Annotated in this window: 9 protein-coding genes; 7 read left to right on the top strand and 2 right to left on the bottom strand. The window is 65.2% G+C overall.

Annotated features, from left to right (window positions below; translation table 11 throughout):
• Nucleotides 1-77: 77 nt before the first annotated feature.
• Genes MUB46_RS18620 through MUB46_RS18605 form a run of 4 tightly spaced genes read left to right on the top strand, consistent with a single transcriptional unit; the run spans nucleotide 78 to nucleotide 3,912 of the window.
• A complete protein-coding gene (locus MUB46_RS18620) occupies nucleotides 78-938 on the top strand; it encodes an FAD binding domain-containing protein (RefSeq protein WP_261617461.1) in 861 nt (286 codons plus the stop codon).
• Nucleotides 938-1,417, top strand: coding sequence for a (2Fe-2S)-binding protein (locus MUB46_RS18615; protein WP_261617460.1), 480 nt, complete (start codon nucleotides 938-940; stop codon nucleotides 1,415-1,417). Before MUB46_RS18620 ends, MUB46_RS18615 begins: the two co-directional genes overlap by 1 nt.
• Nucleotides 1,417-3,663, top strand: a complete 2,247-nt coding sequence (locus MUB46_RS18610; RefSeq protein WP_261617459.1) for a xanthine dehydrogenase family protein molybdopterin-binding subunit — start codon at nucleotides 1,417-1,419, stop codon at nucleotides 3,661-3,663. The genes MUB46_RS18615 and MUB46_RS18610 overlap by 1 nt, the downstream gene beginning before the upstream one ends.
• A 3-nt stretch (nucleotides 3,664-3,666) precedes the next feature.
• Nucleotides 3,667-3,912 carry a MoaD/ThiS family protein gene (locus tag MUB46_RS18605; protein WP_261617458.1) on the top strand — a complete coding sequence of 82 codons (246 nt, stop codon included), beginning with the start codon at nucleotides 3,667-3,669 and terminating at the stop codon, nucleotides 3,910-3,912.
• Nucleotides 3,913-4,015: 103 nt separating this feature from the next.
• Here the strand turns inward: MUB46_RS18605 and MUB46_RS18600 are convergent, their stop codons facing one another.
• Nucleotides 4,016-5,050, bottom strand: coding sequence for an AraC family transcriptional regulator (locus tag MUB46_RS18600; protein ID WP_261617457.1), 1,035 nt, complete (start codon nucleotides 5,048-5,050; stop codon nucleotides 4,016-4,018).
• Nucleotides 5,051-5,245: 195 nt separating this feature from the next.
• Here MUB46_RS18600 and MUB46_RS18595 point away from each other — a divergent pair, with 195 nt between their 5' ends.
• Both MUB46_RS18595 and MUB46_RS18590 read left to right on the top strand, forming a co-directional pair.
• Complete coding sequence (locus MUB46_RS18595) at nucleotides 5,246-6,811, top strand: arylsulfatase (RefSeq protein ID WP_425256287.1); 1,566 nt, start codon at nucleotides 5,246-5,248, stop codon at nucleotides 6,809-6,811.
• 268 nt (nucleotides 6,812-7,079) lie between these two features.
• Nucleotides 7,080-7,877 (top strand): hypothetical protein, encoded by a 798-nt coding sequence (locus MUB46_RS18590; RefSeq protein ID WP_261617456.1) that lies wholly within the window; start codon nucleotides 7,080-7,082, stop codon nucleotides 7,875-7,877.
• 48 nt (nucleotides 7,878-7,925) lie between these two features.
• Here MUB46_RS18590 and MUB46_RS18585 read toward each other — a convergent pair whose 3' ends face one another.
• Nucleotides 7,926-9,344 (bottom strand): porin, encoded by a 1,419-nt coding sequence (locus MUB46_RS18585; protein WP_261617455.1) that lies wholly within the window; start codon nucleotides 9,342-9,344, stop codon nucleotides 7,926-7,928.
• A gap of 223 nt (nucleotides 9,345-9,567) precedes the next feature.
• Between MUB46_RS18585 and MUB46_RS18580 the strand changes: the two genes are divergently transcribed.
• Nucleotides 9,568-11,877, top strand: coding sequence for a tetratricopeptide repeat protein (locus tag MUB46_RS18580; protein ID WP_261617454.1), 2,310 nt, complete (start codon nucleotides 9,568-9,570; stop codon nucleotides 11,875-11,877).
• Nucleotides 11,878-11,907 lie beyond the last annotated feature (30 nt).

Raw genomic sequence — 11,907 nt, 5'->3', positions numbered from 1 at the left:
CGAATATGGCGCGACGACGTTCGGCCTAGTAAGGTGGCGCCGTCGCGGATCTGAATTCAAATCAAGGGGAAGCGTTGATGCGCTACGTGGCGCCCGAAACGATTGAAAGCGCGGTCGGAATTCTTGCCGGGGAAACTGGCACCGCTCATGTGCTGGCCGGAGGAACCGACCTTCTGGTGCGGTTGCGGTCCGGAGCCACCGAGCCGGACCTTATGCTCGACATCAAGCGCATTGCCGGGATGCGGACGATCGCCGAGGAAGATGGCGGTTTTCGGATTGGCGCCGGTGTCTGCGCCGCCGAAATGGGCGAGCACGCCGGCCTCAAGGCGTCCTGGCCGGGGGTGGTCGAGGCCGCCGAGCTGATCGGCTCGACGCAGGTCCAGGGTCGCGCCACCGTCGCCGGAAATCTCTGCAATGCGTCGCCCGCCGCCGACAGCGTCCCGGCGCTGGTCGCAGCCGGCGCGATCGCGCGCATCGCCGGGCCCGATGGAACGCGAGAACTCCCGGTCGAAGCCGTGCCGCAAGGCCCCGGCAAGACTGCCCTGCAGCGTGGCGAATTCATCGCGTCCATCTTCCTGCCCAAGCCTGCGCCGCAGTCCGGCGACGCCTATCTGCGCTTCATACCGCGCACGGAAATGGACATCGCCGTGGTCGGCTGCGGGATTGCCGTCACGCTGGATGAAAGCGGCGTCTGCACCGCCGCCCGCGTCAGCCTCGGCGCCGTCGCGCCGACGGTCCTGCTCGTCGATGACGCGGCCAAGACGCTGATCGGCACGGATATCGGCGACGCGGCTTTGGATCGTCTGGCCGAAGCCGCCTCCGCCGCCTGCCGTCCGATCGACGACAAGCGCGGCACCGTCGCCTTCAGAACCCAAGTTGCCGGCGTCCTCGCGCGCCGCGTCGCGGTCGTCGCTCGCGACAGAGCCCGGAGTAAATAATGAGTCAGATCCACGTTACCGCCACTATCAATGGCGACGTCACCGAGTTTCTCTGCGAGCCCGACGAGACGCTTCTGGACGTGTTGCGCGATCGCCTCGGCCTGACTGGCTCCAAGGAAGGCTGCGGCACCGGCGACTGCGGCGCGTGCTCCGTCACGGTCGACGGCCGTCTCACGTGCTCCTGCCTGATGCTCGGTGCCGAGGCGGACGGCGCCAGGGTCGATACGATTGAGGGCATGGCCGACGGAGAGACCCTGCATCCGTTGCAGCGCAAGTTCCTGGACCATGCCGCCTTGCAGTGCGGGATCTGCACGCCGGGCATTCTGGTCGCGGCCAAGGCGCTGCTCGAGCGCAATCCCGACCCGACCGAGGAAGAAACCCGATACTGGCTTGCCGGCAACCTTTGCCGTTGCACCGGCTATGACAAGATCATCCGTGCCGTTCTGGATACGGCCGCCGAGATGAGGGAGGCGCGCTGATGCTCGACAGACCAACCCCGGAAAGCCGCGTGTTCAAGGTTGTCGGCACCAGGCCGGTTCGCCCCGACGGCATCGACAAGGTCACTGGCCGCGCCCGCTTCGGCGCCGACATGACCGCACCCGGCGCGCTCGTCGGACTGGTTCTGCGCAGCCCGCATGCCCATGCCCGGATCCGGTCGATCGACGCCTCCGAGGCGGAAGCGCTGCCGGGCGTCAAAGCGGTCGTCACGCGGGCCGATTTCGCCACAGCGCAAGATCCCGACGACGACACGCTCGACAATTGCATGGCCGGCGAGAAGGCGCTCTATGACGGGCACGCGGTGGCGGCCGTCGCCGCCGTCAACCGGTCGGTCGCGCGCAAGGCGCTCAAGCTGATCAAGGTCGACTATGAGGTGCTCCCGCACGTCACCGATGTCGACGAGGCGATGAAGCCCGGAGCCCCGATATTGCACGAGGGGCGGGCCAGCGAGACCGTGCCGGAGGGGATGTCGGCCAACGTCGTCGACCGCTTCCAGTTCGGTCACGGTGACGTCGAGGCGGGCTTCGCCGCCGCCGACCGTATCGTCGAGCGGACGTTCAGGACCGCGGCCACGCATCAAGGCTATATCGAGCCGCATGCCTGCCTCGCCACGATGGGCGGCGACGGGCAGGCCGATCTGTGGTGCTGCACGCAGGGCCATTACATGGTGCGCGAAGCGTGCGCGGCGATGCTCGGGATCGAGCTCGGCAGGCTGCGTGTTACCGCCTCGGAGATCGGCGGCGGGTTCGGCGGCAAGACGACCGTCTTCCTCGAGCCGGTGTCGCTGGCGCTGGCGCGCAAATCGGGCCGGCCGGTGAAGATGGTGATGAGCCGCGAGGAAGTCCTGCGCGCGACCGGACCGACCGCATCGACGTCGATCGACGTGAAGATCGGCATGAAGGCGGACGGCACGATCACCGGCGCTTGTGCCGAGCTGCGCTATCAGGGCGGCGCCTATCCCGGTTCGCCGGTCCAGTTGGGCGCCATGTCCGCCTTCGCCCCCTACGACCTCCAGAACGTCAAGACGATCGGCTGGGACGTTGTCACCAACCGTCCGCGCCAGGCCGCCTATCGTGCGCCGGGCGCGCCGATGGCCGCGTTTGCGGTCGAGTCCGTCATCGACGAACTGGCCAAGGCATGCGGCCTCGATCCGATCGACGTTCGCCTGAAGAACGCGGCACAGGAAGGCACCCGGTCGTCCTATGGACCGACCTTCCAGCAGATCGGTTGCGCTGCGACGCTCGAGGCGGCCAAGTCGCACCCGCACTGGTCGGCACCGCTCGGTCCCAATCAGGGCCGTGGCGTAGCCTGCGGCTTCTGGTTCAATTTCGGTGGCAACACCTGCGTTTCGCTCAACATCAATGCGGACGGCACGGTGAGCCTGTCGGAAGGCAATCCGGATATCGGCGGATCGCGCGCCTCTATGTCGATGATGGCGGCTGAAGAACTCGGCGTTCCTTACGAGAAGGTGCGCACGGTCATCGCCGACACGGGCGCGCTGGGCCTGAACGACGTCACCGACGGCAGCCGGGTCACCTTTGCCGTCGGCCTCGCCACCATCGAGGCCGCGCGCGCCGCGATCCGCGAAATGTGCGGCCGCGCCGCCAAAATATGGGGGATCGATCCCGACGCGGTCGTCTGGGAGGACGGTGCGGCACGGCCTGCCGGGCCGAATGCCGGACAGTTCCCGCCGATGACGCTCGCCGAGATCGCCGCCGTCGCGTCTAATACCGGCGGACCGATCGCCGGCCATTTCGAGGTGAACGCCGAAGGGGCAGGCGTGAGTTTCGCCACGCACATCGTCGACGCCGAGGTCGATCCCGCGACCGGTGCAGCGAAGATACTGCGCTACACGGTCGTCCAGGACGCAGGCAAGGCGGTCCATCCCTCCTATGTCGAAGGCCAATTGCAGGGCGGGGCCGTTCAGGGCATCGGCTGGGCGCTGAACGAGGAGTACATCTACGGTTCCGATGGCCGGCTGCAGAACCCGGGCTTCCTCGACTATCGCATTCCGGTCGCCTCCGACCTGCCGATGATCGACACGGTCGTGCTCGAGATCCCCAATCCGGGACATCCCTACGGCGTGCGCGGCGTTGGCGAGACGTCGATCGTGCCACCGCTGGCGGCCGTGGCGAATGCGGTGTCGGAAGCCGCCGGCGTACGGCTCACGGAGCTGCCGATGTCGCCTCCGCGCGTCCTGGCGGCGCTGGAGGCAACGCGGACCTGATCGATGGTGAAGGTGGTTGTCTGGGGCTCCCTGCAGGCGCTCACCGAAGGCAAGGCCGAGGTCGAGGTTGAGGCGAACACGCTGCGCGAGTTGCTGCAAGAACTCGGCGAGCTCTACCCCGGCCTCGAGCCGCAACTGAAACGAGGAATTTCGGTCGCGATCGACGGCCGTATCTATAATGATTCCTGGTTCAAGTCGGTCGCGCCGAACAGCGAGGTCGTGCTGCTGCCGCGCCTGAGCGGCGGGTAGGTCGCCTGCGGTCCTCCGTACTCAACCGAGCCGGCGAACAAGGCGCCGGGTAGGCCGTCGGCTGCCCGTTCCCGCCCGCTGCCGCCGTCAGCACGCTGATCTATCAGCGCGCCGACGGGGGCGCCCTCTCCAGGACGGAGCGGTCACGAACTGGCGGATGGCCGTACCAGCGCCGGTAGGCGCGGGTGAAGTGGGACGGGTCGGAATATCCAAGAAGCAGGGCTATCCGGCCGAGAGGCAAGGTCGTATCCGCGAGCAGTTCCCGCGCGCGGGTCCGGCGGACATTCTCGAGCACGTCCCGGAAGCCGAGGCCCTCGCTGTGCAACCTGCGTTGCAGTGTGCGCGCGCCGGTGTTGAGATACTTGGCGACGGCCTCGATGGTCGTGTCGCCGTGATCCAGGCAGAAACGCAGGGCAGCTTCGGTCTTACCCGCGTCGCTCTGCGGCGGGCGGGTCCGCATGTAGCGGATCAGGTCGAGATACGTCAGCGGCGCGGTGTCTCCGATCGGTGGATACGCGGTTTCGTGGAGCAGCGAGGCGGGGAACGCCAGGTAGTTTGTTTGACGTGACCAGCGTACTGGCGCGGCGAATTCCGTTTCGAGAGATCCGGGCGGGCCATAGGCCGGTGCCTCGATCCCGACCTCGCAAAGATATGGCCGAGCTCCGAGATAAGCAGTCATGAGTTCGCTCATCTGCCATAGGACGTGCAAGGCGTGATGATGTCGGCCCGTGGTCAGCGGCAGATCCACCCTGTAGGACCAGATGGCCCGATCGCCTTTCTCGGCGAGTGCCATCGTGGTGCCGCCCTGGTGCAGGGGCACGCCGCGCCGTACCCGATCGATCGCGGAACGCAGGTCCTGCGCTTGCAGCGCATAGGCCACGAATAGCCCGAACGCATCGGGCCGGATCGACCGGGCGGCGAAAAATCCGAAGGTCGTATCGCCCCGTTCGCGCGCGAACCGCTCGAAGAGGCCGATCAGGTCGCGCAACGGCAACACCGCGTTCGGGCGGAAAACAAGGTCGGGGTCCAGCCCCTGTAATGAAAAGGCCCGGTGAATGCCGGCAGATCCGACGTCGCCGCGAACAGCCTCGACGATCGGTCGCAATGTTGGAACACGTGTAAATTCAACGTATTTCACAAATCAAAATCCAGCGGATATACCGAATATCTGCGTCGTAGAGTGACGTTTCCTCATCTCCGCTTGGGGGAGGTCGGAATATTTTGTCGCGATATGGCAATTGCGCTCTAAATTCTGTCATTTTGCAACTATATTGTCCGGCTAATATGCTTGAATAATTTCATTTCAATAGGGAGGTCCTCCGTGTTTCGAACAATGCGAACGCTGTCCGCGGCAACGTTGATTACCGCCGCAATGATCTGCGGGGCGAATGCCCAGGACGCAGAAAAACCCAATATCCTCGTCATCTGGGGCGATGATATCGGCACTTGGAACATCAGCCACAACAACCGCGGCATGATGGGCTACGAGACGCCGAATATCGATCGCATCGCGGACGAGGGCCTGTCCTTCACCGACTACTATGCACAGCAGAGCTGCACCGCCGGCCGCGCCGCGTTCATCGGCGGCAGTGTTCCGGTGCGCAGCGGCATGACGAAGGTCGGTCTTCCCGGCGCCGAGCAGGGCTGGCAGGAGACTGACGTGACCATGGCGACGGTCCTGAAATCGCAAGGCTATGCGACCGGCCAGTTCGGCAAGAACCACCAGGGCGACCGCGACGAGCACCTGCCGACAAATCACGGTTTCGATGAATTCCTGGGCAATCTCTATCACCTGAATGCCGAGGAAGAGCCGGAAAACCGCGATTATCCGGGCGACAAGGTGCTAGCCAACGGCAGGACGTTCCTCGATCAGTTCGGCCCGCGTGGTGTCCTGCACACCTACGCCAACGAAGACGGGACCCAGACGATCGAGGATACCGGACCGCTCACCAAGAAGCGGATGGAGACCATCGACGACGAGACCGTCGCCGCCGCCAAGGACTTCATCATCCGCCAGAATCAGGAGAACAAGCCCTGGTTCGTCTGGTGGAACGGAACGCGGATGCACTTCCGTACGCATGTCAGGGAAGAGCACACCGGCATCTCCGGGCCGAGCGGCGACGAGTATCACGACGGCATGGTCGAGCACGACATGCATGTCGGTGAGCTTCTCGACCTGCTCGACGAGCTCGGCATCGCCGACAATACCGTGGTGATGTATTCGACCGACAACGGTCCGCACTACAACACCTGGCCGGATGCCGGCACGACGCCGTTCCGCAGCGAGAAGAACTCGAATTGGGAAGGGGCCTACCGTGTGCCGACGTTTGCGCGCTGGCCCGGCCGTTTCCCCGCCGGCGAGACGCTGAACGGCATCGTCGCGCATGAGGATTGGCTGGCGACGTTTGCCTCGATCGCCGGTGCTCCCGACATCAAGGAGCAGCTCCGCGAGGGGGTCGAATTGAACGGCCGCCGCTATCGTAACTACATCGACGGCTACGACATGCTTCCCTACTTCACCGGCGAAGCGGACGAGTCGCCCCGCCACGAGTTCTGGTACGTCAACGACGACGGCCAGATCGTCGCGGCCCGTTACGACGACTGGAAGATCGTGTTCCTGGAGAACCGGGGCCAGGCTTTCGGGGTGTGGCGGGAACCGTTCACCGAACTGCGGGTACCGTTGATTTTCAATCTGCGCCGCGATCCGTTCGAGAAGGCCCAGCACAACGCCAACATCTATGATGACTGGCTGTTGGACCGCGCGTTCGTGATCGTTCCGGTCCAGGCTTTGGCAGCGCAGTTCCTGCAGACCATGAGCGACTATCCGCCGAGCCAGACGCCGGGTTCCTTCAATCTCAGCGCCATCGAGGCGAAGTTGAAGGAGGGCATGGGCAGATAGACCCAGCCAATGCGGCGCGACCGCAACGCGGGGCCGGGCTTGCCCGGCCCCGTCGGTCGTGAGGCGCCGAGACGTCGGCAGGAGCAGTTGAAATGCGTGCGCAGTTCGGTGTTTCAACGCGCGTTGCAGAAATAGCGCAGTCCCCCGGAACTTGTGATCGACGATTAACCGTCTCTGTATCTGTCGGTCCGCTTGGCGGTAACTTTCGAGTGACTTGGACGCGTTGCTCCTGTGACGAGCGGGGCAGGGCAGGGGGAGATCTTCAACGATGCGGTTGGATCATTGCGCAAGGGTAGCGGTCCTGACGGCCGGACTGGCGATTGTCGGAACCGGGCAGGGGCAGGCGGCGGATATCGCGACCGTTCCGGAGACAGTCGTCGTCGAAGAAATCGCCCCGTCATGGACATTCGCCGTGGCGCCGTATTTCTGGATGGCGGGGCTTTCCGGTGATGTTGCCACTTTCGGCGCGCCGCCGGTCAATGTCGATGTCAACTTCTCCGACATTCTCGATGCGCTCGATTTCGGCGGGATGGCTGTCGCCGAGGCCCGCTACGGCCGGTTCAGTTTTTCCTCCGACGTGCTCTACCTGAAGGCCTCGACGGACAAGGCGACGCCGTTCGGCGTCATTGCCAGCTCGGTGGGGCTTGGCAACGAGACATTCGAGCTCTCGGCGCTGGCCGGCTATGCTCTCATCGACACTCCCAATGGCCACCTGGATATTGTCGGTGGCGCCCGGGTCTGGTCGGTCGACATGTCGTTGTCGTTCTCCGGCGGCATTCTGAACGGCCGTCGGGTCTCCGACAGTGCCACCTGGGTCGACGCCCTGGTGGGCCTGAGGGGGCGGGTCGGTCTCACCGAGAGACTACACCTGACCGGCTGGGCCCTTGCAGGCGCAGGAGCGGCGGATTCCGATTGGGATCTCTTTGGTGGCGTCGGCTATGCCTTCAACGACCGCTTCTCCGCGGTTCTGGGCTATCGCGCCGCTGGCGTCGATTACAGCGACGGCCCGTTTCTGTTCGATGTCGTCATGCAGGGTCCGGTCGCCGGCGTCGTGTTGCGGTTCTGATCGTCAATTCCGCGTATCGAATAACTGCGGGCGGCCCGCCTTTGGCCGTCAGAACCGCCGGGTAACTTCGAAGGTGCCGGCCCAGGCGCCTTGCGCATCCTGGATGCCCGCGATCGAGGGGTCGAGATCGAAGCCTCGGTAGTCGATCCGCCCATAATGGATATCCAGCATGAACGTGGTGCGGGCTGTGGGTTGCCACTGCACGTTTGCGAAGCCCTCCAGGCTCGCCACCTCGAGGGCGGCGGGAACGGCCGGCAGGCCTTTCAGCGCTGTGCCGACGGCGCCGTAGTCCGTGCGCGAATAGCCTGCGCCGAAAGACGTCGAGACCCGCGGTGACCAGTAATGCGTGAGCGATGACACCACGGACCACTTGCGGATATCGTCAAGGATGCAGTTCGCGGATCCGCATCGGCCCCAGACGATCTCGGTACTGCTTCCGTAATCGTCCTGAAGGTATTGGCTGGCGCCCTCGGTGTAGTTTGCCAGCAAGGTGAACTTGTCACCGTCCCCGCTGGGCAGGTCGAGCGCGAGGCCTGCCAGAAGCGCGAAACCCATGGACGTGTCGTCCGATCCCGGCACCGGCGTGCCGGCGATCGTCAGCATCTCGGCATAGCTGTTTTGGTGCAGGGCGGCGGATATCTGGGCCGAGCCGGTGCCGACCTTGTCCCATTTCAGGGCCGCGACCAGGTCCGGCATGTTGCTCTTGTCGTTCGATACCGAAAATGACGTCGCCGACGCGGGGACGATTGGCGCGTCCGGTCCGAGGCCGACGATCGCCGCCGGCGGCGTGTTGTAGTTCTGATCCTCGATGGCGACGGCGAGCGAGAATTCGCGGCCGAACGTCTGCGTATATCGGATCTGGTTGCGCCGTATGGCCGTCGAGTTGTCGCCGACGACACTGTAGGGATCGGAATAGGACGGTCCGGACGCCTGGTGGAGGAACGTCGACCAGATCTTGCCCAATGTCCAGTTGCCGAACTGGACGTAGGCGTGCCTCAGGCCGAAAGGCCCGCCGGTGCGGGTCTCGTTGTCGGTCGCCTCGATTTCGACCAGCCCGCGCACGGTGCCGTATTCGGTATCCGCGCGCACTTCGGTGTGCAGTCGGCCCTCGCTGTACATCTCGATGATATCGCTGCGCGATTGGGCGTTGATCGTCGGCACGACGCCGCTCGGGACGACGGAGTATCCGTCGACGGCGATGTTCTTGACGACGTATCCGTTCGTGCCGATCCAATTCTTGCCGACAGCGCTCATATCGAACCGCACGAAACCACCGAACTTCATGCAGATGTCGGTTTGCGGCACGGTGCGCAGCCCCTGCGCTTCACAGCGATCGACGACCGGCCGGTTTGTCGGGAGGGTATCGAAATCCGCGGCAAGGCCGATGGCGGGCATCAGGGCGAGCATTGCCGCCATGGCCGTGAAAGCGATCGGAAATCGTCGCTGCTGTCTGAACGGATCGATCATTGTCAGGAAAATCCGCCGCTCTCGGTATGAAGGTAGCGCGTCGTCGCCGACCATCCAACATGGGCGACCCCGGGCTGCGCAACGCGCGAACCTAGGTAGCCCACGCTCTTTATTCGCCAGAACATGATTCCTTGGAAGCGCCGATCTGGCGTGCCAGAATGCGTGTCCTCATCGAAAATCCGCGTTGCCGGCACGCGCGTTCGGCAGACAACGAGTAGCGACCATGCCGAACCCCCGAACCACCGAATCCTGGACGTTGCTCGGGGGGGCGATCGCCGTGGTTTTCCTCGTTCTTTCGGTCGGCCTGGTCTGGTCCGGCGATGCCGCCGGCTCGGATGACGTGCCAGCCGCGACGATGCCCGCTCAAATGTCGGAGCGGGCGGACTACGTGGCGGACAGCGTCTGCGCAACCTGCCACGCAGCCGAGACCGCGGCCTGGTCGGACTCGCACCATGCCCATGCGATGGAACCGCCGACCGAGGACACCGTCCGCGGCGATTTCGACGACGTGTCCTTCGAAAGCCCCTCCGGCCACTATCGCTTCTTCCGCCGCGACGGCGGCTATTTCGTCGAAACGGAAGGCCCCGACGGCAAGACCGCCACGTTCGAGGTCGCCTACACCTTCGGCTGGACGCCGCTTCAACAATATCTCGTCGCGCTCGACCGCGGCCGGTTGCAGGCGTTGTCGGTTGCCTGGGATACCGAGACAAAGCGGTGGTTCGATCTCGCCGAGGAACCGGTGACGCCGGGCGATCCGCTGCATTGGACCGGGCGCGAGTACAATTGGAACTTCCGCTGCGCCGACTGCCATTCGACCGACCTTCGACGCAACTACGACCTCGAGACCGACAGCTACGAGACGACCTATTCGGCCGTGAATGTCGGTTGCCAGGGGTGCCACGGCCCCGGCAGCGCTCATGTCGCCTGGGCCGAGGAAACTCCCGCCGGCGGCGACTACGGTCCGGGCACGGATGTCGGCCTGGTGACGGAGCTGAAAGCCGGAAATCAAATCGGCACCTGCGCGCAATGCCACTCGCGGCGTCGGCAGATCACCGACCACAACGTTGCCGGCGAGCCCTTTCTCGATCACTACACACCGTCGCTACTTCAGGATGGTCTCTATTTTCCGGACGGTCAGATCGATGACGAGGTCTACGTCTACGGCTCCTTCCTGCAGAGCCGGATGAACGCGAAGGGCGTTGTCTGCACGGACTGCCACGAGCCCCATTCCGGCGCGCTCCTCGCCGACGGCAACGCCGTATGCACGGCCTGTCACAGCGAGACGCCGCCGGACCGCTTCTCCAGCATCAGGCCGCTTGCCTACGACTCTCCGGCTCACCACTTCCACGACGAAGGCAAGCCGGGATCGTTCTGTGTCGACTGCCACATGCCGGAGCGCATATACATGGTCGTCGATCCGCGCCGCGATCATTCCTTCCGCATCCCAAGACCCGACCTCGCCGCGATGACCGGTGCCCCCGATGCCTGCACCGGCTGTCATTCGGACAAGGAGGCCGCCTGGGCCGCGGACAGGATCGCGGAATGGTATGGCCCTGACCGCCGCAAAGAGCCGCATTTCGGCGAGACGCTGGCGCTCGGGCGCTCCGGCGCGCCTGGGGCGGGCGAACGGCTCGCCGCGCTCGCGACCGACCGGGACCAGCCGGCGATCGCACGCGCCACGGCGGTGGAGATGCTGCGTGCCTATCTCGACGAGGTGACAGGTCCTTCGGTCGTCGCCTCGCTCGAGGATCCCGACCCGATGGTTCGCGCCGCGGCGCTGGAGAGCCTCGAAGGCGTTCAGCCCGACGCGCGTGTCGATCTCGCCGCGCCACTGCTGGACGATCCCGTGCGCTCGGTCCGGATCATGGCGGCACGCGTGTTGGCGCCGGTCCCGCCCGAGACGTTCCTTGGAGACCGCCGCGGCGTCTACCAGGCGGCCGTGGACGAGTATGTCGCGTCGGAACTGGCCGCGGCCGAACGCCCGGAATCCCATCTGAATCTCGGAGGCTACTGGGCCGAGCGCGGCGATGCCGGCAAGGCCGAGGCCGCTTACCGCACCGCCCTGCGTCTGGCGCCGGATTTCATCCCCGCGATGATCAATCTGGCCGAGCTCCAGCGCGCGCTCGGCAACACGAGCGAGGAAGCCACGCTGTTGGAACGGGCCTATCTGGCGGAGCCTGACAACGCCGCCGTGGTGCACGCGCTGGGCCTCCTGCGGGTGCGGCAGGGCCGCCGCGAGGACGCGCTTCCCCTTCTCGCCGAAGCGGTCGAACAGGCGCCCGGCGCCGCCCGCTACGCCCACGTCTATGCGGTGGCGCTGGAGTCGCTCGGAAACCCGCAAGCCGCCCGTGAGGTCCGCGAGACGGCGTTGGAAAACCACCCCTATGACGTTGATCTGCTCGCGGGATTGCTGCGCGACCAGCTGAACGCCGGCGACCGGGACGGCGCCCGCGATACCGTCGAGAGGCTCTTAGCGCTCAGGCCGCAGGACGCCGAACTGGCCCGTTTGAAGGCGCAGCTCGGCGCACGGTAGATCAGTGATTGCTATTGTGCAGCGCGCGCC

This window comes from Microbaculum marinisediminis (assembly GCF_025397915.1).
In the GTDB taxonomy this organism is placed as follows: domain Bacteria; phylum Pseudomonadota; class Alphaproteobacteria; order Rhizobiales; family Tepidamorphaceae; genus Microbaculum; species Microbaculum marinisediminis.
The sequence above is the reverse complement of the archived record's forward strand: the minus strand, read 5'-3'. Positions and strand labels throughout refer to the sequence as shown.

Bases quoted from the DNA above. Each gene is read 5' to 3' on its own strand.
- MUB46_RS18585 (WP_261617455.1), bottom strand. From the start codon at position 9,344: ATGATCGATCCGTTCAGACAGCAGCGACGATTTCCGATCGCTTTCACG.
- MUB46_RS18615 (WP_261617460.1), top strand. From the start codon at position 938: ATGAGTCAGATCCACGTTACCGCCACTATCAATGGCGACGTCACCGAG.
- MUB46_RS18590 (WP_261617456.1), top strand. From the start codon at position 7,080: ATGCGGTTGGATCATTGCGCAAGGGTAGCGGTCCTGACGGCCGGACTG.
- MUB46_RS18595 (WP_425256287.1), top strand. From the start codon at position 5,246: ATGCGAACGCTGTCCGCGGCAACGTTGATTACCGCCGCAATGATCTGC.
- MUB46_RS18620 (WP_261617461.1), top strand. From the start codon at position 78: ATGCGCTACGTGGCGCCCGAAACGATTGAAAGCGCGGTCGGAATTCTT.
- MUB46_RS18580 (WP_261617454.1), top strand. From the start codon at position 9,568: ATGCCGAACCCCCGAACCACCGAATCCTGGACGTTGCTCGGGGGGGCG.
- MUB46_RS18605 (WP_261617458.1), top strand. From the start codon at position 3,667: ATGGTGAAGGTGGTTGTCTGGGGCTCCCTGCAGGCGCTCACCGAAGGC.
- MUB46_RS18610 (WP_261617459.1), top strand. From the start codon at position 1,417: ATGCTCGACAGACCAACCCCGGAAAGCCGCGTGTTCAAGGTTGTCGGC.